The sequence below is a fragment of the Herbaspirillum sp. GW821-FHT09A12 genome, from assembly GCF_059418325.1.
Genome location: NZ_JBWKPR010000001.1, coordinates 183554 through 208705, shown reverse-complemented (window position 1 = coordinate 208705; position 25152 = coordinate 183554). Strand labels below are relative to the sequence as shown.

Here is a 25152-nt window from a genome sequence, read left to right as displayed (position 1 = left end):
GCGTCAGGAAATCAGCTTGAGATATCCGGCCGCGTCGAGAAAGCCCTCGTTCGAGAACGGCGCCGCCGGCTTGATCTTGAAGATCCACTGATCGTAAGGCGCGCCATTGACGGCGTCCGGCGTTTCCACCAGCGCCTGGTTGATGGCAACCACCTCACCATCGACCGGCGCATGCAGGTCGGATGCGGTCTTGTTCGACTCCACGATGCCGCATTCGCCGCTGCGCCTGACTTGCGCGCCGACGGCCGGCATCTCCACATACACCAGCGGCCCCAGTTGCTCCTGGCCGAAATCGGTGATACCGACGGCCAGCGTGCCGTCTTCCTCTACCTTGACCCATTCATGGGTCTCGGCATAAACGAGATGGTCGGGGATCAGCATGGGGTCTCCTTTTCTGGTTTGACAAAGATCACTGCGCTTCGGCCTTGCTGCCGTCCGGGAACACCGGCTCGCCCAGGTTCAGCATCAGGCGGTTGGCCCAGGCGAAGATGGCGATCGAGTGGATCAGATCCAGCACTTCCAGCTCGTTCAGGCCGACATCCTTCAAGGCCTGGATCTTGGCCGGGTCGATCGCATCCGGCTGTTCGGTCAGCTCGGCCGAGAACTTGGCGATGGCTTGCTCGCGCGCGTCGATGCCCGAACCGTAGGGATTGTCGAACACCTGCTGCACCGTGTCGTTGCGCTTGGCCAGTTGCTCGAAGCGCTGCGCGTGCACCGAGGCGCAGTACACGCAGCCGTTGATGCGCGACACCACCAGCGAACCCAGCTCGCGCTCGGCGCGCGACATGCCGCCCGGCGCATACATGATGGCGTTGAAGGCGGCCGAACGCTGGCGCAGGATATCCGGCTGGTGCGCCAGGAACAGGTAGTAGTCCGAGGTCTTGGCCTTGGGGTTGCTCTCTTCCAGCACCTTGATCTGGTCTTCGGTCGCGTTTTCCAATGCGATCACGTCCAGCCAGGCATCCCATTCCAGCGATTCGTTGGTGAAGCCGTTCGATTTGATGACGTTGCTCATGCCAGTCTCCTTCAGTTGGCTGCCGCTACGGCAGCAGCGGCCTTCATCGCCTTCAGGCCGGCGATCACGCGCAGCTGGTAGGAGATGAACGCGATCAGTTGCGACAGCGCCACCACGGCCGGCGTGCTGATGCCGGCGGCGGGCAGTTTCTCGATGGCGGCCTGGTCGCCTTCCACCGGGCGCTGGGTCAGTGCGCGGGTGAACACCAGCATGGCGCGCAGGCGGCCTTCCGGCAATTGCTCCGGCGCGCCGCTGTCGGCCGCGGCCAGTTGCGCCGCGTCGGCCGGCAAGGCCTGCAGGCGTGCGCGGTAGTGCGCGGCCAGGTCGGCGGCGCCGGCCAGGCGGCAGGCGTACAGCGCCACCAGCAGGCGCTCGTCCAGGCCGATGCCTGCCAATACGGGATCGAACAAGGTGTCATAGCTGCCCTGGGTGGCGGCGGCGACCTTGTCGCGCTGATGGCGCAATGCGTGCAGCGGGCTGCCGGGTTCGAGGCCGGCCAGTTGGTCGATGACATCGTGGTTGATGTCGTAGACGGGAGTGCTCATGGTGTTTCCTTTCGGAGCTTGTGTTGGGAGACGGCATCGCGCAGGAACTGCTGCGCATGCTGCCAGGAATCGAGGTCGGCGCGGGCATTGGCCGCCGGCTCGCCGCCGCCGGTGCTGATGCGGCCCGAGACCGGGTGCGCGTAGGTCGTCTGGGTGGTCGGCACGAACGGGAACAGGATCGAATGCCCGGCATTGGCATAGTCGCGCCACACCACCGGCCAGGCATGCCTCACCTCGGCCAGCTTGTCGCTGACCATGCGGCAATACACGCTGGAAGGCCAGGAGCCGTCATCGGTGGCCGACAGCAGCAGCACCGGCCCCTGGATGCGCTCCACCGGGATGCGGGCGCGTGCCACCGCTTCCTCATCCTGCAGCGCGGTCAGCATGGCCAGTTCGTGGCGGTGCGGCGACGGGCCTTCGTCGAAGGGTTTCCAGCTGGCGCGGCGGTTGCCTTCCCACTGGTGCGGCAGCGGCTGGCCGCGCAGGAGCCAGGTCGGCCCTTCCCGCCCCACTGCCGGATCGGCCGCGTTCTGGCCGCTGTGCACCAGCGCGCTGGGCACATAGGCCAGCACCGCCGACACCTTCTGCGGGAAGGTCGCGCCCAGCAGCAGCACCAGTTCACCGCCGCGCGACTGGCCGCTGATGGCGACGAAATCGTCCTGCGGCTGCACCTCGGCGCGCAACCAGTCGAGGACGCGCTCGAAATATTCCAACGGCGTGTTGGAGATGTAGTCCGACAGCCCCGGCGCCTTGAAGTAGGCCAGCGCGAACGCCGCATAACCGCGCGAGGCATACAGCGCCGCGCGCGGCTCATTGATGCCGCCGCCGGAACCGTTGACGATCATCACCGCCGGATGCGGGCCGGGCGTGGCCGGTAAAAACAGCGTGCCGACCAGCCCCTGCTCGCGCACTTCGCGCCGCGTCACGCCTGCCGATGCCAGGCGCTGCACCAGCTCGGCGCTGGCCGTCCCCTGTGCGCCGTGGGCCGTGACAACAGTCACCAGTGGCGCCATGACATCGGCGTGGAAGTTGTCGCGCTTGCCGGCCTGCAGCGGCTGTTGCGACCACAGCAAACCCATCGCGTCGATGCCGCGGTAATCGCCATCTAGGGCTGGGCTCATCGCAAGGTCGACCTCGCCCTGCGCGTCGGCGATGAAGCGGGCGCTGCTGGCCCACTCGGCGCCGTTGCGCACGGTCGCGGTCGAGACCCGCACCGTTTCGCCCGGCGCCGCGCCGCGCACCACGATGCGGCGCGGCACGTCGATCAGGTCGTCGGCCGGGGTGACGGCGATCGAGAAGTCGGGCATGGCCTTACTTCTTTTCCTGGGTGACCATCATGGCGGTGGTGCGGTCGCTGCTGACCGGCGTCACCTTCAGGCCCTTCTTGGCGGCCCAGATGTTCTGGTAGTGGTACAGCGGGATCACGCCGACGTCGTCCGACACCACCTTGGCCGAAGCGCGCAGGATGGCTTCACGCTTGGCCGGATCGAATTCGGCGGTGGAGTCGGCCAGCGCCTTGTCCACGGCCGGGTTGCTGTAGTGGTTCCAGTTGGAAGCGCCGATGCCCTTCTTGGCGTCGACCGTGCCCAGCACGTTGACCAGCGCGTAGCTGGCTTCGCCGGTGCCGTTGCCCCATGCCAGTACCGACACTGCGAACTCGTTCTTGTTGGCGCGCGAGGAGTAGGACGCCCACGGCAGCACCTCGACCTGGGTCTTGATGCCGATGCGGGTCCAGAACTGGGCCACTGCCTGCATGGTTTCCGGCGCTTGCGGGTAACGGTCGTTAGGCACGTGAATGGTCAGCTTGAAGCCGTCCGGGAAGCCGGCTTCGGCCAGCAGCTTCTTGGCCTGGGCGGCGTCGAACGGGATGTTCTTGATCTCCGGGTTGTAGCCGAAGGTCTCCGACGGCATCCACTGGTTGGCCTCGGTGGCGGCGCCTTGCAGGATGCGGTCGATCACCGCCTTGCGGTTGATCGCCAGCGACATGGCGCGGCGCACGCGCACGTCCAAGAGCGGATTCTTGTCCAGCTGCTTGCCGGCGTTGTCGGTGATGTACGGGCTCGGGCCTTCATGGAAGCTCGGCTGGATCAGCAGCACGCGCAGGCCGTTGTACGGATAGACCTCGACGTTGGGCGACTGCTTGAGCTTGGCGATGTCGGACACCGATACCTTGTCGATCACGTCCACGTCGCCCGACAGCAGCGCCGCGGTGCGCGCGGCGGCGTTGTTGATGTAGCGGTAGTTGACCTTGTCCCACAATGCCTTGCCGCCCCAGTAGCCGTCGTTGCGCTGCATCACCACGCGGTCGCCCGGGGTGTAGGAAACGAACTTGTAAGGGCCGGTGCCGACCACGGCGGCGCCGCTGTTGTAGTTCTCGGTGGCGGACTTCTCACCCACATGCTTGCTGACGATATGCACCGAGGCCAGGTTCAGCGGCAGGTCGGGGTTGGGGATGTTGGTCTTGATCACCAGCGTCAGCGGGTCCTTGGCGCTGACGGACTCCACCGTGCGCAGGTAGCCGGCGAAGGTCGCCACGCTGCCCGGCACGCTACGCGCGCGCTGGTAGGAGAAGATCACGTCGTCGGCGGTGAACGGCTTGCCGTCCTGCCACTTGACGTTGGGGCGCAGCTTGAACTCCCAGGTCTTGGGGTCGATGTTCTTCCACGACACGGCCAGGCCGGGCTGCAGCTTGTTGTAGTTGTTCTCCACCAGCAGGTCCCAGAAATGCAGGTCCACCGAGCGGTCGCCGGCGTGGTTGTTCAGCTGCGGGTCCAGCGAGGACAACGGGTCGGCGAAGGCGATATTCAGGTTCTGCGCGCGAACCGCATCGGCGGCCGAGGCCAGTGCCACGCCGGTCAGGGCGACTGCCAGCAGGCGGGTCAGGAGCGTCTTTTTCATGAGCTTGTTTCCTCTGTTGTGTGTCAGGTTGAAAGCAATCGGATCATCGGTACTGCGGTCATGCGTTTAGAGCGTGTCATGTATTTCAGCCACCGTCGTTGAGATGGCAGGCGCTCATGTGGCCGGGCGCGATTTCCTTCAGCGCCGGCGCCTCCTCGCGGCAGCGCTGCGTGGCGTACGGGCAGCGCGGGTTGAAGTGGCAGCCGGAAGGCGGGTGCAGCGGGCTGGGGATCTCGCCGGTGATCGCCGTGAACTCCTTCTTGCGCGCCGACAGGCGCGGCACCTCGGCCAGCAGCGCCTGGGTGTAGGGATGGTTGGCGTGGCCGAACAGCTCCTGCACCGGCGCGCTCTCCACCACCCGCCCCAGGTACATGATCACCACGCGGTCGGAGACATGCTCCACCACGCCCAGGTCATGGCTGATGAACAGGTAGGTCAGGCCGAGCTGCTCGCGCAGGTCGGCGAACAGGTTCAGGATCTGCGCCTGGATCGACACGTCCAGCGCCGCCACCGCCTCGTCGCAGACCAGCATGCGCGGCTGCACCGCCAGCGCGCGAGCGATGCCGATGCGCTGGCGCTGGCCGCCGGAGAACTGGTGCGGATAGCGGTCGCGCAGCGCCGGATCGAGCCCGGCGCGCAGCAGCTGGCGGCAAACGTAGTCGTCCAGGTCGCCTTCGACCTTGCCGTTGACCTGGGCCGCCTCGCCCACGATCTGGTCGATGCGCAGGCGCGGGTTGAGGCTGGCGTAGGGATTCTGGAAGATCATCTGCACGTCCAGCCGGGCCGCCTCGCGCTCGGCGCCGGTGAGCGCGGCGCGGTCGCGCCCGCCCACCAGCGCCTGGCCGTCCGACGGCTCGAGCAGGCCGCAGGCGATGCGGCCCAGCGTCGACTTGCCGCAGCCGGACTCGCCCACCAGCCCCACCACTTCGCCGGGCATGACCTTGAGGTCGACCTGGTCGAGTGCCCGCGTGACGGCCGGCGCGCGCGTCCAGCCGCGCTGCTGCAACTGGCGCGCCAGCCAGCCGGCGCGACGTTCGCCGAAGCGCTTGCTGACGCCGCGCGTTTCGATGATGGGGACGGCCTGATGTTGCACGTCATGCATGGTGTGGCACCTTCGATTCATATTGCGCCGGATGGAAGCAGCGCACCAGGCGGCCGGCCAGCGGCTCGCTCAAGGCGGGCGCTACGAGGCATTGCTGGCTGACCCACTCGCAGCGCGCGGCGAAGGCGCAGGTCGGCGGCAAGTGCAGCAGGTTGGGCGTCATGCCGGGAATCTGGCGCAGGCGGCTGCTGCCACCCTTGCGGTTATTGCTGGGCAGGCTGCCGATCAGGCCTTGCGTGTAGGGGTGCAGCGGCGCGTCCAGCACGGCGTCGACCGCGCCCTGCTCGACGATGCGTCCGGCATACATCACCGCCACTTCATCGGCCAGGCCGGCCACTACCGACAGGTCGTGGGTGATCCAGATCAGCGCGGTGCCGTGCTGGCGCGCCAGCTTCTGCACTTCCGACAGGATCTGCGCCTGGATGGTCACGTCCAGCGCGGTGGTCGGCTCGTCGGCGATGATCAGGTCGGGCTTGTGCAACAGCGCGATGGCGATCGCCACGCGCTGGCGCATGCCGCCAGAGAGCTGGTGCGGATAGGCCTGCAAGCGTTCTTCCGGGCTGGCGATGCCCATCATGCCCAAGGTGTCGCGCGCCAGTTCGCGCGCGGCCTGGCGACTGAGCTTGCTGTGCGCCAGCACGGCATCCACCATCTGCGCCTCGACCTTCAACACCGGGTTGAGCGTCATCATCGGATCCTGGAAGATCATGGCGATGCGGTTGCCCTGCAGCTCGCGCAATTCGGTGCGGTTCATCTTCACCAGGTCGCGCCCCTGGAACAGGATCTCGCCGCCGACGATGCGGCCCGGCGCGTCGACCATGCCAAGGATGGAGAAGCCGGTCACGCTCTTGCCCGAGCCGGATTCTCCCACCAGGCCGAGGATGCGGCCGCGTGCAACCGACAGCGAAACATCGTCCACCGCCGGCAGCACGCCGTCGGGGGTGAAGAAATGGGTGCGCAAGTTGCGCACTTCCAATGTAGGAATATTGTTGGGCGCGCTCACTTCTGCCACCTCGGGTTCAGGATGTCGCGCAGGCGGTCGCCCACCAGGTTGATGGCCACGATCACCACCAGCAGCGTGATGCCGGGGTAGAAGCTGATCCAGTATTCGCCCGAGAGCATGTACTGGTAGCCGTTGGAAATGAGCAGGCCCAGCGACGGTTCGGTAATGGGCACGCCCAGGCCGAGGAAGGACAGGGTCGCCTCCAGCGTGATGGCGCGCGCTACCTGCAGCGTGCCGATCACGATCAGCGGCGGCAGGCAGTTGGGCAGGATGTGGCGCACCATGATGCGCCACGCCGACAGGTTCAGCCCGCGCGCCGCTTCCACATATTCCTTCTGGCGCTCGACCAGCGCCTGGCCGCGCGCGGTGCGGGCGTAGTAGGCCCATTCCAGCACCACCAGCGTGATCATCACGTTCATGATGCCCTTGCCGACATAGGCCAGGATCAGCATCGCCACCAGGATCGACGGGAACGACAGCACCAGGTCGGCCAGGCGCATCAGCAGCGTATCGACCTTGCCGCCGGCATAGGCCGCCAGCAGCCCGACCAGCGTGCCGATGATGCCGGCGATCAGCGCCGAGCCGACGCCGATGCCCACGCTGATGCGCAGGCCGTACAGGATGGCCGAGACCAGGTCGCGGCCCTGGCCGTCGGTGCCCAGCCAATAGGTGAACGTGCCGGCGCCGTTGGGCGTGCCGGGATGCAGGCGCGCATCCATCACGTCCAGCTGCATCAGGTCGTACGGGTTCTGCGGCGTGATCCAGGGCGCGACCAGCGCGGCCGCGATCAGCAGCAGCACGATGGCCAGGCCCAGCATGGCCGACTTCGAGGCGATGAAATGGCGCACCACGCGGCGCCAGGGCGACTCGCGGCGCGGCGCGACGAAGGCGGACAGTTCGGCGATGCGCGCCCGCACTTCTTCTTGCGTCATGATCGGCATATTTTGATCCGGCGCGCTCATGCCTTGGCCTCCACCCGCACGCGCGGGTCAAGAATCTTGTAGAGCACGTCCACCACCAGGTTGATGGTGACGAACATGCACACGATCACCATCAGGTAGGCCACGATCACCGGACGGTCCAGCGCGTTGATGCTGTCCAGGATCAGCTTGCCGGCGCCGGGCCAGGCGAAGATGCTCTCGGTCACCACCGCGAACGCGATGGTGGAACCGAACTCCAGCCCCAGCACCGTCACCAGCGGGATCAGCGTATTGCGCAGCACATACATCAGCACCACGCGCGCCGGGCTCAAGCCCTTGGCGCGGGCGAACTTGACGTAATCCATCGGCAGCACCTCGCGCACGTTGGCGCGGGTCAGGCGGATCACCAGCGAGATCTTGAACAGCGACAGGTTGAGCGCCGGCAGGATCATGTGGCGCCAGCCATCGGCGGTCAGCCATGACCACTGGATGCCGAACAGTTCCGCCGTCTGGCCGCGCCCGCCGGAGGGCAGCCAGCCCAGCGAGACCGAAAAGGCCATGATCAGCATCAGGCCGATCCAGAAGGTCGGCAACGAAAAGCCGAAGATGCTGCCGGTCATCACCAGCTTCGAAAAGGGATGGTCGGGCTTCATGCCGGCCAGCAGGCCCAGCGGCATGCCCACCAGCACGGCCAGGATCAGCGCGGCGAAGGCCAGCTCCAGCGTGGCCGGCAGGCGCTGGAAGATCAGCAGGATGGCCGGCGAGTTGTACACGAAGCTGTTGCCCAGGTTGCCGTGCAGCGCGCCGCCCAGGAAGGACAGGTACTGGCGCCACACCGGCTGGTCCAGGCCGAGCTCCCGGATGATGCGCAGGCGGTCGACCTGGTCGACGTCCTGGCCGATCAGGATATCGACCGGGTTGCCGATCAGGTGCAGGCCGAAGAAGACGATCACCGTCATCAGCAGCACCACCATCAGCGCCTGCAACACGCTCTTTGCGATGGCCATGGTCATCCCGGCAGCTCCCATTCGGACGGGGTCCACTCGTCGCCGACCAGTTCGGGTTCTTCGTAGGCCTCGATATTGCGGTAATGGTATTCCACATCCTCGCCGTACAGCAGGGAAGCGATGCCCTGCGCCAGGCGGTAAGCGCCGTCGCTGATGGCGGGAATGTCGCCGGAAACGGTGCCGTGGCTGGCGGTGGCCGGATAACAGAAGCAATGCACGCGGTCCAGCCCGGGCAGCGCGCCGGGGGTCTTTTCCTGGAATTGGAACACCGGGCCGAGGTAAGGCGAATCGGCCAGCTCGGCATCCTCGTCGCCGGCCGGCGGCGTATAGCGCTCGCGCCAGGTCAGGATGTGCGGGCCGATGGCGGCGAATTCGGGACGCGCGCTCCAGTCGACGCGAAAACCGGTGGAGAAGAACAGGAAGTCCAGCTCCAGCGGGCCGCGGTTGGTGTCCAGCCGCAGCGTGCCGTCCGGCTGGACGGCCACATCCTCGATCGAGGTGCCGAGCAGGAAGCGGGCATTGCCAAAGCGCGATACGCGGCGGGTGCTGCCCGATGGCGGCGGCACCTGCTGCAGGTTGACGTAGTGGCGGATGCGCCATTTCCACTCGTCCGGCAGATGCTGGTGGCCGTTGACCAGGCCCGGGTTGCCCGAGCCCTTGCCCTTGTTGACGCGCGGCAGTTCCTTGCGGCGGATCAGCAGATCCACCCGTGCCGCGCCCTGCTCCAGCGCGGTAGCCGCACTGTCCATGGCCGACGAACCGCCGCCCACCACACCCACGCGCTTGCCCTTGAGCGTGGCGTAATCGAACACATCGGAGGAATGCGCCCAGCGCGCGCGCGGCAGCTGGTCCACCAGCGGCGGCAGGTAAGCCCCGCCCAGGCCGTCGCGGCCGGTGGCCAGCACCACGCGGCGCGCCAGCACCGACGACTCGCCCTGCGGCGACGCCAGCTTCAGTTCCACCACGCCGTCGGCGCGCGGCAACACGGCCAGCACGCGGTGTTCGTTGCGGATATCCAGGTGCATGACGCGGCGGAACCAGCGCAGGTAATCCATCCACTGCAGACGCGGGATCTTGTCCAGTTCTTCCCAGGCCTGCGCGCCGAACTGCGCCTCGAACCAGGCGCGGAAGGTCAGCGCCGGAAAGCCCAGCGCGGGGCCGGTCAGGGTCTTGGGCGAGCGCAGCGTTTCCATGCGCGCGGTGGTGGCCCAGGGGCCTTCGAAATCTTTTGGCGACTGGTCGTAGATGACATTGGGGATGCCCAGGTGGCTCAAGGCCACCGAAGCGGCCATGCCGGCCTGGCCGCCGCCGATGATGGCCACGTCGAGTACCGCCGCGCCATCGCGCCCGGTTTGCGGCGTCCACGCCTTGCCGGGCAATGCCAGCCATTCGAGATCCTGGCGCAAGCGCGCTTCCAGCGCGGCCAGGCCTTGCGGCGCAGTAGCGGCGGTCGATTCCATATTCGGCATGTGGCCCCCTTCAAAAGCGAAAAATGGACGCGGCGGGCCCACCCGTCGGGCCGCCCGCCAGCGTCTGCATCAGTTATAACAATTCGTCATGCTCGGCCGCATCGCGCTTGACGAAGCCGTGCAGGATGTTTCGCGCGGCGGTTTCGACCGCCCCGATCAGCGCCAGGGTGAGGCCTTCGACCGGTTTGCCGAACGGCGTCACCACGCCGAAATAAAACGGGATATCCACCGCCAGCGGCCTGGCCACCAACCCCTCGATGGGCATGCCCAGCGCCGTGATCGGCTCCACCAGCGCCACCCCCAGGCCGGCGCGCGCAGCCATGATGGCGTTGAAGGAGGTATTGGTGTCGATCGCCACGTCCAGCAGACTGTCCTCGCCCAGCGCAGTTTCGATGCGCTGGCGCAGGCGGTAGCGGTTGGACATGGTGATCACGCGTTCACCGCGCAGGGCGGCGCGCGTGATCTTGTCTTTCCTGGCCAGCGGATGGTCGGCGCGCATCACCGCCACGCAGGGCGCCTCGCCGATCCAGTGCAGGTCGAGCCCGCGGTGCGCCACCGGCAGGCTGGTCAGGCCCAGGCTGACGGTACGGTGCAATACGGAATGCACCACCTGCTCGGCCGAGGCGCTGCGCAAGTGGATATGCTCCGGAAACGCCGAACTGCCCTGCGCCACCAGTTGCAAGGCCGCCGGCGCGATGGTCGAAGCCAGCGCCGGGGTCGCCACCAGGTGCACCGGCTGCGCCTCTTCGCGGCCGATCTCGGCGGCGCGCTCGCGGATGCTGCGCAGGCCGACCAGCGAACGCTCGACCTCCTCATACAGCAGGAAGGCCTTGCCGGTCGGCGTCACGCGCGGCCCGTTGCGGTCGAACAACGCATAGCCCAGTTCCGCTTCCAGGTCGCCGATGGCCTTGCTCACGGCCGGCTGCGAACGGCCGAGGCTGCGCCCGGCGCCAGTCACGCTGCCGATCGTCATTACCGCCGCGAAAGCTTCCAACTGGTTGAGATCCATCAAAGTCCCAAATCAAGATCCATGCATATGATTTTCGGATTATAGGTTTGTATTTATTCTATTTCAGTATAATAATTTTGTATAAGCTAATGTAAGAGGCTCAAGGCCGGGTAGAAATGACCATACTTCTGCCTGGCTCGCCACTTAACATTGCTTTTTGGCAATAAATGGCCAATGCCGAATCCCAATGCCGCTTTTCCTGGACTTCCTGAATCCGCCGTCATGAACGCCTCCGCTCCCTGTCGCCCGCCTGCCGGCCTGACTTTCCCGATTTACCTGGACTACGGCGCCACCACGCCGGTCGATCCCCAGGTCGCCAGGATCATGTGCGACTTCCTCACCGACAAATTCGGCAACGCCGCCAGCAGCTCCCACCCCTTCGGCTGGGAAGCCAGGCGCGCGGTGGAAAAGGCGCGCGCCCAGGTGGCCGGCCTGCTGGGCGCACAGCCCGGCGAGATCGTCTGGACCTCGGGTGCGACCGAATCGAACAACCTGGCCATCAAGGGCACGGCCCAGGCGCTGGCCGGCAGGGGCCGCCACCTGGTCACCGTGGCCACCGAGCATAAGGCGGTGCTGGACACCATGCACACGCTGGAACGCGCCGGCTTCGAAGTCACCTTCCTGCAACCGGGCGAAGATGGCCTGGTCACGCCGCAACAGTTCCGCGCGGCGCTGCGCCCGGACACCATCCTGGCCTCGGTGATGTATGTGAACAACGAGATCGGCGTGATCCAGCCGATCGCCGAACTGGGCGAGATCTGCGCCGAGCGCGGCATCGTGTTCCATGTCGACGCGGTGCAGGCGGCCGGCAAGATCCCGGTCGACCTGGCGCAGCTGAAAGTGGACCTGATGTCGGTCTCCGCACACAAGGTCTACGGCCCCAAGGGCATCGGCGCGCTGTATGTGCGCAGCAATCCCGACTTGAAGCTGGAAGCCCAGATCGACGGCGGCGGCCATGAGAACGGCATGCGCTCCGGCACGCTAGCCACGCACCAGATCGTCGGCATGGGCGAGGCATTCGAACTGGCCGGCCGGCTGCTGGCTGAAGAAGGCGCGCGCATCCGTGCCCTGCGCGATCGGCTGTGGGCCGGCATCGGCCATCTGCCCGGCGTGCAATTGAACGGCTGCGCCGCCAACCGCGTGCCGCACAACCTCAATGTCAGCTTCCCCCCGACCCGCTATGGCCCCCTGGCCAGCCAATTGCTCGGCATCGCGGTGTCGGCCGGCTCGGCCTGCAACTCGGCCGCCGCCGCGCCCTCCTTCGTGCTGCTGGCGATCGGCCGCTCGCCCGAAGCGGCGCGCAACGCGATCCGCTTTTCGCTCGGCCGCGGCACCACCGAAGCCGAGATCGATTATGTGGTCGCGGCGATTGCCCAGGTGATGGCGCTGGATGTGGTCGGCGACGGCGCTTGAGCGCCGTCCCTTTGCCCTGATCGCTCCCCATCCGGATGTACCGGCATCAATTCCGCATACATCAGCATCAATTCCACATAAAAATATGCTGATTGGTTATGTAGAAATGTCGCATCCATTCCAAATTTAAATTTCCCCTTCGACGACAATCCTCTCCATCTTCAGTGCGCCGCATTTCTACCGTGCGGTCGCGCCGATATGAAGAAATGCGCCACCGCCATTGATGCCGGTGCTCAAACAAATCGCATGAGGGGAACAAGAATTGAACATCGCCAACAATACCTGGCCGGCCAAACATCGCTCGGCGGGCCTGCCCGGCTGGCGCCTGAGCCTGGTGCTGGCTGCCATCGCAGCCGCCTATCCGGCATGCGCGCAAACGGCGGACGATCAGGGCGCCAATAGCGCCGATGCCAAGGCTCCGGCCGGAACCGCGCAGGCATCGGCCCCGGGCGATGTCGATTTGGGCGCCTTGCAAACGATTACCGTCAACGCCCGCCGGCGCGATGAGGATCCGCAAAAAGTGCCCGTGCCGATGACCGTCCTCAACGGCGAAACGCTGGAAAACCAGCGCGTCTACAAATTGCAGGACTTGCAGCAACTGCTGCCCTCCACCAGCATATCGCTGGCGCAGCCGCGCCAGGCCAGCATCAGCGTACGCGGCATCGGCTCCAACTCCGGCAACAGCGACGGCATCGACAGCAGCGTCGGCATCTATCTGGACAACGTCTACCTGGGCCGCGCCAGCATGGCGGTGACCGACCTGCTGGATATCGACCAGGTCGAATTGCTGCGCGGCCCGCAAGGAACGCTGTTCGGCAAGAACACCACCGCCGGCGTACTCAACATCAATACGCGGCAGCCCTCGTTCGAACGCGACAACAGCGTGGAAGCGTCGGCCGGCTCGAACGGCTATTACCAGACCAAGGCGACCTTGTCCGGCCCGATCAGCGATAGCTGGGCCGGCCGCCTGACCGTCTCGCAAACGCATCAGGACGGCAATGTCGACAACCTCGCCAATGGCGAAAAACTCAACGGCGGCACGCGCCGCGGCATCCGCGGCCAATTGCTGTATCAGCCGGACGAGCGCTTCAGCCTGCGCCTGATCGGCGACTACAGCGAAGAAAATTCCAGCAATGGCGTCCCGCTGCTCTACAGCGTCGGACCGACCGTCAACGGCGTGAACAAATACCTGGCTTCCAGCGCGCGGCTGGGTACCCGTCCGGTCACCGATCCCAACCTGTACCAGGTCAATTTCGATGCCTACCAGCATGTCAGCGTGCGCCAGGGCGGCGCCTCGGCGGAAGCCAACTGGAAACTCGACAGCGGTTTCAAGCTGACCTCGATCAGCGCCTGGCGCTTCTGGGACTTCAAGCCCGACAACGGCGTCTTCACGCCGACGCTCAACAATTACGGCACCCAGGTCAACGACAGCCAGTTCTCGCAAGAAATCAGGCTGGCCTCGCCCATCGGCGGCGCGTTCGATTATGTGGCGGGCGCCTATTACTTCAACCAGCGCCTCTCCAACCGGACCTTCCTCAACTACGGGCCCAAGGGCGACCTGGGCATTGTCGGCGCCAATTTCGGCGTGTTGAACAATGTCACATCGACCTCTCCCGGCCAGATCGACACCGATAGCTACGCCTTGTTCGGCCAGGGCACCTGGCATGTCAACCAGCGCCTGGACGTGACCGCCGGCGTGCGCGGCACCTATGAAGAAAAGCGCGGCTGGGTACGCCGCGACACGCCGCAAAATGCCAATCCCGGCACGGCGCCGTTCTGGAGCGCCTTCGGCCTGAGCCCCTACGATTCCGGCAATCTGAAGACCAGCAATTTCAGCCCGTCCGCCCTGCTGAACCTGGCTTACAAGATCGATGAAAACGTCCTGGGCTACGCCACGCTGTCGCATGGCGAAAAATCCGGCGGCCTGAGCATCGTCGGCGTTTCCAATGCGCCCACGCTGGGCAGCGACTCGCTGCTGATCGGCCCCGAGCGCGCCAATGCCGCCGAGCTGGGCATCAAGAGCACGCTGTTCGACAAGCGCCTGCGAATCAACGCCAACCTGTTCTGGACCGGCATCAACAATTACCAGGCCACGACCTTCCTGCCCAGCCCGAGCGGCCTCAGCCTGCCGACGCTGATCAACGTCGGCAAGGTACGCAGCCGCGGCGCGGAACTGGACATCCAGGCCCAGCCGCTCAAAGGCTTGACGCTCGGATTCAATACCTCGTTCACGGACGCCACCTACCTGTCTTACGACAAGGCGCCATGCCCGGCCGAAGTCGCCAACGTGGCCGGCGCGCCGGCCAGCTGCAACCTGAGCGGGGAACGCGTGGCCGGCGTACCGCGCTGGAGCGCCAACCTGTCGGCGCAATACCAGCACCATGTGAGCGACAACGTCGACCATTACGTGGCCGGCAGCTACGCCTGGCGCTCGTCGGCGCGCGGCGCGGCGGACAATTCGGTCTATTCGGAAATCCCCGCCTACGGCCTGCTCAACCTGGCCACCGGATTGCGCATCTACCAAGGCGACAGCAAGTCCTGGGAACTGTCGCTGTGGGCCCGCAACGTGTTCGACAAGCGCTATTACCTGTCGGTGTATTCGGCCGGCGCCGGCACCCAGGCCAGCGGCCTGTATTACAACGCCGCGGCGGGCGAGTCGCGTACCGTCGGCGCCACCTTGCGCTACAACTTCTGAGGTCGCGGACATGAGCATTTTCTGGTTCTTGCCGACCCACGGCGACGGGCACGATCTCGCCGGCGCCGGCGGCGCGCGGCCCGCCAGCCTGGCCTACATGAAGGAGATCGCCCAAAGCGTCGACCGCCTGGGATATTACGGCGTGCTGGTTCCGACCGGCAGGTTCTGCGAAGACTCCTGGGTGGTTGCATCGGCGCTGGCGCCGTTCACGGAAAAGCTGCGCTATCTGATCGCGATCCGGCCCGGCGTCATTTCGCCGACGTTTGCGGCGCGCATGACGGCGACGCTGGACCGTTATTCCGAGGGACGCCTGCTGATCAATTTCGTGACCGGCGCCGATCCCGACGAGGCGCATGGCGATGGCGTGTTCCTCGATCACGACCAGCGCTATGAGGTCACCGACGAATTCCTGCACATCTGGAAAAACACGCTCGGTGGCGAGACGGTCAGCCATCAAGGCAAGCATCTGCATGTGGAAAATGCCAGGCTGGTCTACCCGCCGCTGCAACGGCCCCATCCGCCCGTGTATTTTGGCGGCTCCTCGCCGGCGGCGCAGGATGTCGCCGCCGACCACGTCGATGTCTACCTGACCTGGGGCGAACCGCCCGCGGCGGTCCGTGAAAAAATCCGGCAAGTCCGCGAAAAGGCGGCCCGCAAGGGCCGCACGCTGCGCTTCGGCATCCGCCTGCATACGATCGTGCGTGAAACCGGCGAACAGGCCTGGGCCGATGCCAATGCGCTGATCGCCCATCTCTCGGACGACACCATCGCCACCATGCAACGCGCTTTCGCCCGCCTGGATTCGGTCGGGCAGCAGCGCATGAATGCACTGCACGGCGGCAAGCGCGACCGGCTGGAAGTGTCGCCCAACCTGTGGGCCGGCATCGGCCTGGTCAGAAACGGCGCCGGCACCGCCCTGGTGGGAGATCCGCAAACGGTGGCCGAGCGCATCCATGAATACGCCGACCTGGGCATCGACAGCTTCATTTTTTCCGGCTATCCGCACCTGGAAGAAGCCGAACGCTTTGCCAGGCTGGTGTTCCCCTTGCTGCGGCCGCATCTGTTGCAAGCCTGATTGCGCAAGCCGACCGACGCCACCGCCATTTCACCATGCCGATAAAACCATCCCAGCTGCACGCCTTCCGTTCGTCTTCGCCGGCCGGCTTTCATACGCTGCGCTACAAGGACTGGGGCGATGCATCCAATCCCCGCGTGCTGTTGTGCATTCACGGCCTGATCCGCTGCGCCGACGATTTCGATTTCCTGGCGCGGGAACTGAGCCGGGATTACCGCGTCATCTGCCCCGACCTCCCCGGACGGGGGCATTCCGACCGGCTGGCCGACCCTCGCCACTACCAGGTCGAGCAATATGCAAGGGACCTGCGCGGATTGCTCGAGCATCTGCAATTAAAACGCGTCGCGATACTGGGCACCTCGCTGGGCGGCGTACTCGGCATGGTGCTGGCCTCGTTGCCTGACCTCGCCGTTCCGCGCCTGATCCTCAACGATGTCAGCCTGCAACTGGACGCCGGCGGCATGCAGGCATTGGGCCGGCATATCGCCCGGGATTTGCGGTTCGCCTCATTCGAAGAAGGCGCTGCCTATGTCAAGGAAAGCTCCGCGGGACTTGGCCCCCATCGCGATGATCAATGGCGCGCGCTGGCGCGCAACGCCTTGCGCCAACAGGCGGCCGGACACTGGCGCTTCCACTATGACCCCGCCCTGTCCGTCCCCCTGCTGGCCGTCACGGAACAAAGCGCCCGGCAGGGCGAGCAAGCCTTATCGCAGCTTTACGACCGGCTGGCCGAACGCGAATCGCTGCGGGTCTTGCTGATACGCGGACAAATGTCTGCATTACTGAGCCGGGATGCCGCCGAGGCAATGACCCGGCGCGGGCCGCGCGCCACACTGCTCGAAGTAGCCGGGGCCGGCCATGCGCCCAGCTTGTTGCAGCGGGATCAGGTCGACGCGGTCAGGGACTTTCTTGGCGCCGGCGCCGCATAGTTGAAAACCACATATGCAATCAGCTTATGCTTATTTTTTCAACCGAACGGCTATCCCTATACTGGCCGGTCAAGTCGGTTGGGAGCAAACATGGCGCTTGTCGCGGCACTGCCAGAGAAACTGGAACGCAATACACAGCACGTTCATGCGGGAGCAACGGCGGATGGAAAATCCCGGCAGCAGGCCCATCCCAGGACATGGCCGCTGTTCATCGCGCAGGCCTTGAAAAGGAATTTCCCGGATTGGCCGGATGCCGTGCTGGACACACTGTGCAAGGCGGCCCGGGTCGAAACGCATTTCGATGCGGCGCCGATTTATGCCGAAGGCGAGATCGGCGACCATCTGCTGCTGGTGATTGCCGGCTCCCTGGAGCTATCGATCGGCAATGCGGAAGGCAAGCGGGTGATCATGAATTACATCTCGCCGGCCGAGATCAGCAATTTCATCCCGGTGCTCGACGGCGGGCTGGTCACGCATGACTATCGGGCGCATGGCAAGACGGTCCTGGCCTACCTACCGAAATCGGTTTTCCTGCGGCAACTGGAACACCGGCCGCAGCTGATGTCGAGCATCATCGCGATGCTTTGCCAACGCAACAGGCAGCTCCAGGATTATGCCGGCTACCTGGCGCTGGCGACATTTCGCAGCAAGCTTGCCGCGCGCCTGCTCTATCTCGCCGACAAGTACGGACGCAGTACGCAGGACGGCATCGAGATCGACATCAAGCTCTCGCAGGAGAACCTGGCATCGCTGCTGGTCACCTCGCGGCAGAGCATCAACCGGGAGCTGCGCTGGCTGGTCGAAAAAAATATCGTGGCGATCGAATACAGCAAGGTCACCGTATTCGACTTGCCGGCGCTCAAGCGCCTGAGCGAAGTTTGATGTCCGTTTTTCCCGCATGCCCTGTTTTCATCGGGTACCACACAAACCAGCAACGAGGAACACCTGCATGAGCATATTGAAAATGAAAAAGTCCAGCGCCGCCAGCCGCCGCCGTTTCCTGGCGCTTGGCTTGGGCACGGCCGCAGCGGCAACCTTGTCGCCGCTAGCAACGTTCGCCGCGCAACGCGAATTGCGTATCGGCCACCAAAAAGGCGCGTTGAGCCTGCTCAAAGCCCGCGGCACGCTGGAAAAGCGCCTGGCGCCGCTGGGCGTCTCCATCAAATGGATAGAATTCACCGCCGGGCCGGTGCAGCTTGAAGCGCTCAATGTCGGCTCCATCGACTTCGGCGATGTCGGCGAAGCGCCGCCCATCTTTTCGCAGGCGGCAGGTTCGCCGCTGGTGTATGTGGCGGCGACCGTGCCGCGCCCCGCAACCGAAGGCGTATTGGTGCCCAACGGATCGCCGATCAAGGCCGTGGCCGACCTCAAAGGGAAAAAGATCGCCTTGAACAAAGGCTCCAATGTGCATTACTTCCTGGTCAAGCTGCTGGAAAAAGCCGGCTTGCGCTATGCCGACGTCAACCCCGTCTGGCTGTCGCCGGCCGACGCCCGCGCCGCCTTTGAAAAAGGCGCGGTCGATGCCTGGGCGATCTGGGAACCCTACCTGGCCGCCGCCGAAAAAACCTTGTCGGCGCATATCCTGGCCGATGCCAGCGGGGTTGTCCAAAACCGCGCGTATTACTTTTCGTCCAGGGGATATGCCCGGGAAAATGCCGATGTGCTGAAGATCGCAATCGAAGAAGTGAACCGGATCGATCTCTGGGGCAAAAACAATCCAAACGACCTGTCGGCGGAATTCTCCTCCCTCATGGGGCTGCCCAAACCCATCGTCGATGTCATGGTCGCCCGCTCCTCGTTCGGCACCGGCCCCATCACGACATCCATTCTGGCCGAGCAGCAAGTCATCGCCGATACCTTTTTCGAGCTGAAACTGATTCCTAAAAAAATCGATGTTCGCGATGCGGCGCCGCCCTGGCTAACGGTATAAGGCTTACCGGCGGCGCTTGACGCCGCCGGCCATGCATCTCATTCCATGAACGCAATATCATCCCCTGTCATGAGCAGCAGCTCCCCCGGCGCGTTGATGCGCCAGGCACGCAAAATCGGCCCTCTCGGGCTGATCATCCTTTTGCACCTCGCCTTTTTCTGGGCCCTGCAAAGCGGCCTGATCCATCAAGTCGCCAGCGCCATTCCCAAAGAGGTGATCGCCACCTTCATCGTCCCGGAAAAAGCGCCGGAGCCGGCCCCGCCCAAGGCCGAGCCGACGCCGCCCAAGATCGGTTTCGTCACTGAACCCGACAAGAAGTAAGCGCAGAAGCAAGCACTACAGTCGGGGATGGCCTGCAACCTGGCCATCTTCGATACGGAGAGAAGTTGCATGACGAGCAAGCGCTTATCGGCGAGATCATGAACAGGCGCTTAATTGTTTTTTCTCATAAGCAAAAAACTAATAAGAACTTCCCGCCCCAATAACCCAAAGTTAGACTCGATCAGTCCCATCCATACTGATCACCGTGATTCGCATCGAGCACCTCCATAAAAACTACCAGGCCGGCAAGCGCGACATCGTCGCCCTGCAAGACATCAACCTGGAGATCGCCCAAGGAGAAATCTTCGGCATCATCGGCCGCTCCGGCGCCGGCAAAAGCACGCTGATCCGCACGCTCAATTTGCTGGAACGCCCCGACAGCGGCCGCGTCCTGATCGATGGCGAAGACATCACCGGACTCGGCCACGATGGCTTGCTGGCGCTGCGCCAGCGCATCGGCATGGTGTTCCAGCACTTCAACCTGTTGAACGCCAAGACCGTGGCCCAGAACATCGACTGGCCGCTGAAGATCACCGGACGCTACAGCCGCGAGCAGCGCGACCGCCGTGTCGGCGAACTGCTGCAGCTGGTCGGCCTGGAGGCGCACCGCGACCAGTATCCGGCGCAACTGTCGGGCGGGCAAAAGCAGCGTGTCGGCATTGCCCGCGCGCTGGCCAATTCGCCGCGCCTGCTGCTGTGCGACGAGGCGACTTCCTCGCTCGATCCGGAAACCACCCAGTCCATCCTGCGCCTGCTGCTGGAAATCAACCGCAAGCTGGGCCTGACCATCGTACTCATCACGCATGAGATGCAAGTGATCCGCAACATCTGCGACCGGGTGGCGGTGCTCGACGCCGGCATCGTGGTCGAACGCGGCGCCGTGGTCGATACCTTCCTGCGCCCGCGCCATGCGGTCACGCGCGCGCTGCTGGCGGAAAGCCTCGCCTTCGACCAAACGCTGGCGCCGTATGCGCGCCGCGCCGACGGCAAGCTGGTGCGCCTGACCTATGCCGGCGAACTGGCGGCGCAACCGATCCTGTCGCAACTGACCGCGGCCACCGCGGCGCTGGCCACCATCGTGCAAGGCACCGTGTCGCGCATCAAGGAAACGCCCTACGGGCAATTGCTGGTGGAGTTTTCCGGCGGCGAAGACGCCGTGGCCCAGGTGCTGGAACGCCTGAACACCTCAGGCATCGAGCATGAGGTGCTGGCATGAGCGCGCTGACCGATTTGCTGCAAGCCTCGCTGTCGCAGATCGACTGGAGCGAGGTGTGGGACGCCACCCTGGAAACCCTGGCCATGACCGGCGGCTCGCTATTGTTCACGATACTGCTGGGCCTGCCGCTGGGGATCCTGCTGTTCCTCACCAACCGCAGGCAACTGCTGGCGCAACGCGGCGTGTACCTGGCGCTGTCGCTGCTGGTCAACGTGCTGCGCTCGGTGCCCTTCCTGATCCTGCTGATCGTATTGATCCCGTTCACGCTGTGGCTGGTAGGCACCTCGCTGGGCGTGACCGGCGCCATTCCGCCCCTGGTGATCGGCACCGCCCCGTTCTTCGCACGGCTGACCGAAAGCGTGCTGCGCGAGATCGACCGCGGCGTGATCGAGGCCTGTACCGCCATGGGCGCGCGGCGCCGCCAGATCATCTTCGGCGCGCTGCTGCCCGAGGCCCTGCCGGGCTTGCTGGCGGCGGTCACGATCACCGCCATCACGCTCATGTCGTATGCCGCGATGTCGGGCGTGATCGGCGGCGGCGGCCTGGGCGACCTGGCGATCCGCTACGGCTACCAGCGCTTCCAGACCGAAGTGATGGTGGTGACCGTGGCCATCCTGGTGGTGCTGGTGCAGTTGCTGCAATTCTTCGGCGACCGCCTGGTGCTGCGCTTTACCCGTAAATGACCTTTTGAACTTTCACGACAAGACTGGAGCGAATACATGTCCCGCAAACTGATCCCCCACCTGTTCGCCGGCGCCGCATTGGCGCTTTCCATCGGCGCCCACGCCGCCGACAAGCTGGTGATCGCCGCCACCCCGGTGCCGCATGCCGAGATCCTGGAACACATCAAGCCGGTGCTGGCCAAGGAAGGCGTCGACCTGCAGGTGAAGGTATTCACCGACTACGTGCAGCCGCCCACGCAGACCAACGAAAAGCAGGTCGACGGCAATTTCTTCGCGCACCAGCCGTATATCGACCAGTTCAAGAAGGCGCACAAGAACGACATCGAAGTATCGGTCGCCAAGGTCCACGTCGAGCCCTTCGCCGCCTATTCGCAAAAGTACAAGAAGATCGCCGACATCCCCGACGGCGCCACCATCGCCATCCCCAACGACCCGTCCAACTCGGGCCGCGCCCTGTTGCTGCTGGCCCGCAACGGCCTGATCAAGCTCAAGGACAGCGCCAACATCTCGGCCACCCAGAAGGACATCGTCGACAACCCGAAGAAGCTGAAATTCCGCGCGCTGGAAGCGGCCACGCTGCCGCGCGTGCTGAACCAGGTGGACGTGGCGCTGATCAACACCAACTACGCGCTGGAAGCCAAGCTGAACCCGGTCAAGGATTCGCTGTTCATCGAAGACGCCAACTCGCCCTACGCCAACCTGCTGGTGGCGCGCGAAGACAACAAGGACAGCCCCGCCATCAAGAAACTGGCCGCCGCGCTGAACTCGCCTGAGGTCAAGAAGTTCATCGAAGAGAAATACCAGGGTGCGGTGGTGCCGGCGTTCTGAGAAAGCCCCCCATTCCGGCAACGTCCTAAACCTGCCGGCCAGAGCGCCGGACGCCACGGCGACAGCAGAAGCGCATCGACGCGCCATGCCGGCGAGTTCACTGCAAGGCCACGGAGCGATCCGTGGCCTTTTTTCGTGACCGGGATCGACAAAAAACATTGCCTAAAAACATCATTCATTGAGATGTGGCTTCATTGGGATGCAATTTCATTTAGAGGTAACTTCATTTAGATGTTGCCTCCTCCCGGCGCCCTCCCTATTATTTATTTCCAATGGGCTGCATAAGAATTTTTACAACAGCGCGGGGGTAACATGAAAAAAAGCTACAAATATGAATCTGCCGTTGCATTCTTGTTTTCGGCAACGTTTCTCACCGGATGCGCGAGCGGCGCGGGCGGCACGGCATCGGCAAACCCGGATGACAAGAAGAACTTCTCCATCGCCGTCAAGCAGGTATTGCACCCCGCCGACGCAAATTCCAGGCAATTGAACGACCTGTATATCCGTCTCAAGGCTTCGCCGCCCGACATGCCGGAAAGCGTCAGTTTCGAGGAAAAAAGCTTCTCCCAGTTATTGAAGAAAAAGATCGGGGCGTACCTGTACAACGATGTGCAGACCCTTGCCGTCACATTGAACGGCAGTATCGATGGCAAAGACTTCGGGAAGCGCTCCGTCGTCATGCTCAACATGCATGACAAGAACGAACCCGCATACGGAGACTATTACCTGACGCCCTATTTCAGGACATCGAATGCGCTCGTCATGCAGTGGGACAGGTCATGGAGCCAATCCGTCGACACCCATGCATTCTCTGCGGCCGTCATTGCGCTCAAGGCGCTCACCGGCATGTATGCCTCCAATGGGGTCATCTTCCAGGCCATGGCCAACACCACCGACCTTCACCAGAAAATCAAAGACGTCGACACCAAGCTCGGCCGGGTGTTCAGCGACGCGGATACCCACAGCGATGGCAATCAAGCCATCGACCCAACCAAGGTCAAGGGCTTTGGCGTCTATTTCAATGGGGAAAAATCGCCGGCCATCAACGTCGAGTTTGATTATCGGGAGTCGCTCCTATCCGCATCGCCCGAGGGCAAGGCCAGCGCAATTTCACCTCGCCCCGAAGCCATCAAAGGTTGGCGGCAGCCGGACGGAAGCATGTTGAAGACCTTAATCCAGGGCAATGACGATCAGAGCGATCTGATGAAATTGATCAACAAGAATACGGCGCAAGGCTACGCGCAATTTTGCGAAAATGCGGCAACCCTGCTGGCCAACAAAGGCTACAACTATATCGATAGCGCCGCCATTCTTTATGCGTATCTCAAGGACTCCACCTGGAACAAGAATCTGGCCATGCGGGACGATGACGATTCCTGCTTCGCGAAGATCGCGGACGGACTCGGGAAAATCGACGATCCGGCATTCAAACTGGCGCAGCCAAACGACCTGGTCGTCAAGATAGATGATGAACGCAAAGGGATCGTCAATAAATTCAACGCCGAGAATGGCCTGTGGAAAAAAGTCCTTCCATCCCGGCTGCCGGCCCCGACTGTGGAATTCATGAACGCGTTCGCGACAGACGAGGTCACTTTGCTTTCCGTCAAATACGACTTCCAACTGAGCGATTCCATCATATTGAAAGCCGGCGTCCCCACCTCTTTTTCCACCCCCGACCTGACCAAAGCCCTGCGTACCGCAAAGCTGACCAACAACAAGGACAAGGCGCTCAAGGACGGCATTATCGACGACTCCTGCTTTTCAATCGACAAAATGCCCAACTCCCGATTCCGGAGCTTCTGCTTCTATTCAAACGATGGCGATCGCGCCACCACCATGGAGTTCGAGTTCAATGGAAATTTCTCGGCGGCGGCAACCGCCAAGGATCCGCTGCTGAGCAAGATCACGTTCTTCCCCAGCGCCCCATAGAAAATACAGGCTCGATACGCGATCTGCGAGATGCAAGCCGCGCTCAGACGGGGACATCCATCGGATCGCTCCAGCGCGCTTTGATCTCCAGCACCTCCGGCAAGCATTCGATGAATAGCGGCACCAGCTCCGGATCGAAGTGCTTGCCGCTTTCACGTCGGATCAAGGCCAGCGCATCGTCGACCGACCAGGCGGATTTGTACGGCCTTGCGCTGGTCAGGGCATCGAACACATCGGCGATGGCGATGATGCGCGCCGCCTGCGGGATGTCGTGGCCGGACAAGCCATGCGGGTATCCGCTGCCGTCCCATTTTTCATGATGGTACAGGGCGATGAGTTTGGCCGTCTTCAACAGGCCGGAGGCATGCTCGCCGATAATGTCCGCGCCGATGCGCGCATGCTGCTGCATGATGAACCACTCTTCGGGCTCAAGCTTGCCGGGTTTCTGCAGGATCGCGTCGGGAATGCCGATCTTCCCCACATCATGCATCGGCGCCGCATGCAGCAGTTCCTCCGCTTCGGCCTCGCCATATCCGGCGCGCAGCGCCAGGGTTTTCGCATAATGGCTCATGCGGATGACATGCATGCCGGTCTCGTTATCCTTGTATTCGGCGGCCATCCCCAGGCATTGCACAACCTGCAGCCGGGTCTCCCGCAATACATCCAGCTGTACCAGCGACAGTTGGCTCTTGACGCGCGCCTTGACGATCACCGGGCTGAACGGTTTGGTGATGTAGTCCACCGCGCCGAGGTCGAACCCCAACTGTTCATCGGATACCTGGCTCAATGCCGTCACAAAGATGACCGGGATCGGCTGGGTCGCCGGCGCCGCCTTGAGCGCCTTGCAAACGTCGTATCCGGACATGCCCGGCATCATCACGTCCAGCAGGATCAGGTCGACCTTTTCGGTCTGCGCCAATTGCAGCGCCTTTTCCCCATCCTTGGAAAACAGGAGCCGATATTCGTCCTGCAACGTATGCTTCAATACCTGCAGGTTGGTCGGCTCATCATCTACCAGCAAGATACATTTGCGTTCTTCGTTTTTCATCGCCTTGCGCTCTTCGACATCATCTCCCCTGCAACCGCTCCAATCGCCAGGGGAGAACTCATTCATCAACCGGACCGGGAGGCGCCGATTCCACGCCTGCGGCGCCAACCTGTCCGT

The 25152-nt window shown here is 63.8% G+C and carries 21 protein-coding genes and 2 pseudogenes; 11 read left to right on the top strand and 12 right to left on the bottom strand.

Annotation, left to right across the window (positions count from 1 at the left end; genetic code table 11):
* Positions 1 to 3 precede the first annotated feature (3 nt).
* The 11 genes from gcvH to AC07N6_RS00860 form a co-directional block, all read right to left on the bottom strand.
* The gene (gene gcvH, locus AC07N6_RS00910; RefSeq protein WP_494780453.1) at positions 4 to 381 is read right to left on the bottom strand and encodes a glycine cleavage system protein GcvH; all 378 of its coding nucleotides are present in this window, start codon (positions 379 to 381) and stop codon (positions 4 to 6) included.
* A 28-nt stretch (positions 382 to 409) separates the two neighbouring features.
* Entirely contained in the window at positions 410 to 1015 is a 606-nt protein-coding gene (locus AC07N6_RS00905; RefSeq protein WP_494780452.1) for a peroxidase-related enzyme, read from the bottom strand.
* Positions 1016 to 1026: 11 nt separating this feature from the next.
* Positions 1027 to 1560: a CMD domain protein gene (locus tag AC07N6_RS00900; protein ID WP_494780451.1), complete on the bottom strand. Its 534-nt coding sequence runs from the start codon at positions 1558 to 1560 to the stop codon at positions 1027 to 1029.
* The gene (locus AC07N6_RS00895) at positions 1557 to 2867 is read right to left on the bottom strand and encodes an acyl-CoA thioesterase/bile acid-CoA:amino acid N-acyltransferase family protein (protein ID WP_494780450.1); all 1311 of its coding nucleotides are present in this window, start codon (positions 2865 to 2867) and stop codon (positions 1557 to 1559) included. The genes AC07N6_RS00900 and AC07N6_RS00895 overlap by 4 nt, the downstream gene beginning before the upstream one ends.
* Before the next feature lie 4 nt (positions 2868 to 2871).
* A complete protein-coding gene (locus tag AC07N6_RS00890) occupies positions 2872 to 4458 on the bottom strand; it encodes an ABC transporter substrate-binding protein (protein WP_494780449.1) in 1587 nt (528 codons plus the stop codon).
* An 85-nt stretch (positions 4459 to 4543) separates the two neighbouring features.
* On the bottom strand, positions 4544 to 5560 hold the full coding sequence (locus AC07N6_RS00885) for an ABC transporter ATP-binding protein (protein WP_494780448.1): 1017 nt from the start codon (positions 5558 to 5560) through the stop codon (positions 4544 to 4546).
* Positions 5553 to 6563: an ABC transporter ATP-binding protein gene (locus tag AC07N6_RS00880; RefSeq protein WP_494780447.1), complete on the bottom strand. Its 1011-nt coding sequence runs from the start codon at positions 6561 to 6563 to the stop codon at positions 5553 to 5555. Before AC07N6_RS00880 ends, AC07N6_RS00885 begins: the two co-directional genes overlap by 8 nt.
* Entirely contained in the window at positions 6560 to 7495 is a 936-nt protein-coding gene (locus tag AC07N6_RS00875) for an ABC transporter permease (RefSeq protein ID WP_494780446.1), read from the bottom strand. The genes AC07N6_RS00880 and AC07N6_RS00875 overlap by 4 nt, the downstream gene beginning before the upstream one ends.
* A gap of 26 nt (positions 7496 to 7521) precedes the next feature.
* The gene (locus tag AC07N6_RS00870) at positions 7522 to 8496 is read right to left on the bottom strand and encodes an ABC transporter permease (protein ID WP_494780445.1); all 975 of its coding nucleotides are present in this window, start codon (positions 8494 to 8496) and stop codon (positions 7522 to 7524) included.
* Positions 8493 to 9959, bottom strand: coding sequence for an NAD(P)-binding domain-containing protein (locus AC07N6_RS00865; RefSeq protein WP_494780444.1), 1467 nt, complete (start codon positions 9957 to 9959; stop codon positions 8493 to 8495). The genes AC07N6_RS00870 and AC07N6_RS00865 overlap by 4 nt, the downstream gene beginning before the upstream one ends.
* A gap of 73 nt (positions 9960 to 10032) precedes the next feature.
* Positions 10033 to 10968 (bottom strand): LysR substrate-binding domain-containing protein, encoded by a 936-nt coding sequence (locus tag AC07N6_RS00860; protein WP_494780443.1) that lies wholly within the window; start codon positions 10966 to 10968, stop codon positions 10033 to 10035.
* 222 nt (positions 10969 to 11190) lie between these two features.
* On the opposite strand from AC07N6_RS00860, the gene AC07N6_RS00855 reads away from it, so the two are divergent.
* The 11 genes and pseudogenes from AC07N6_RS00855 (at position 11191) to AC07N6_RS00805 (ending at position 23987) form a co-directional block, all read left to right on the top strand.
* Positions 11191 to 12381 (top strand): aminotransferase class V-fold PLP-dependent enzyme, encoded by a 1191-nt coding sequence (locus AC07N6_RS00855; RefSeq protein ID WP_494780442.1) that lies wholly within the window; start codon positions 11191 to 11193, stop codon positions 12379 to 12381.
* Positions 12382 to 12643: 262 nt separating this feature from the next.
* Entirely contained in the window at positions 12644 to 15076 is a 2433-nt protein-coding gene (locus tag AC07N6_RS00850; RefSeq protein ID WP_494780441.1) for a TonB-dependent receptor, read from the top strand.
* 10 nt (positions 15077 to 15086) lie between these two features.
* Positions 15087 to 16127 (top strand): annotated as a pseudogene (gene ssuD / locus AC07N6_RS00845) (FMNH2-dependent alkanesulfonate monooxygenase); the annotation flags it as partial.
* A 161-nt stretch (positions 16128 to 16288) separates the two neighbouring features.
* Positions 16289 to 17080, top strand: coding sequence for an alpha/beta fold hydrolase (locus AC07N6_RS00840; RefSeq protein ID WP_494780440.1), 792 nt, complete (start codon positions 16289 to 16291; stop codon positions 17078 to 17080).
* Positions 17081 to 17962, top strand: a complete 882-nt coding sequence (locus tag AC07N6_RS00835) for a Crp/Fnr family transcriptional regulator (protein WP_494780439.1) — start codon at positions 17081 to 17083, stop codon at positions 17960 to 17962. It begins immediately after the preceding gene.
* A 67-nt stretch (positions 17963 to 18029) separates the two neighbouring features.
* Entirely contained in the window at positions 18030 to 19010 is a 981-nt protein-coding gene (locus AC07N6_RS00830) for a sulfonate ABC transporter substrate-binding protein (protein ID WP_494780438.1), read from the top strand.
* 45 nt (positions 19011 to 19055) lie between these two features.
* Positions 19056 to 19298 (top strand): annotated as a pseudogene (locus tag AC07N6_RS00825) (energy transducer TonB); the annotation flags it as partial.
* Positions 19299 to 19536: 238 nt separating this feature from the next.
* Entirely contained in the window at positions 19537 to 20547 is a 1011-nt protein-coding gene (locus tag AC07N6_RS00820) for a methionine ABC transporter ATP-binding protein (RefSeq protein WP_494780437.1), read from the top strand.
* Positions 20544 to 21230 (top strand): methionine ABC transporter permease, encoded by a 687-nt coding sequence (locus AC07N6_RS00815; protein WP_494780436.1) that lies wholly within the window; start codon positions 20544 to 20546, stop codon positions 21228 to 21230. Before AC07N6_RS00820 ends, AC07N6_RS00815 begins: the two co-directional genes overlap by 4 nt.
* Positions 21231 to 21266: 36 nt before the next feature.
* The gene (locus AC07N6_RS00810) at positions 21267 to 22058 is read left to right on the top strand and encodes a MetQ/NlpA family ABC transporter substrate-binding protein (RefSeq protein WP_494780435.1); all 792 of its coding nucleotides are present in this window, start codon (positions 21267 to 21269) and stop codon (positions 22056 to 22058) included.
* A 312-nt stretch (positions 22059 to 22370) separates the two neighbouring features.
* A complete protein-coding gene (locus AC07N6_RS00805) occupies positions 22371 to 23987 on the top strand; it encodes a hypothetical protein (RefSeq protein WP_494780434.1) in 1617 nt (538 codons plus the stop codon).
* Positions 23988 to 24030: 43 nt separating this feature from the next.
* On the opposite strand, the gene AC07N6_RS00800 is transcribed toward AC07N6_RS00805, so the two are convergent.
* Positions 24031 to 25035 (bottom strand): HD domain-containing phosphohydrolase, encoded by a 1005-nt coding sequence (locus AC07N6_RS00800; RefSeq protein WP_494780433.1) that lies wholly within the window; start codon positions 25033 to 25035, stop codon positions 24031 to 24033.
* Positions 25036 to 25152: the final 117 nt, after the last annotated feature.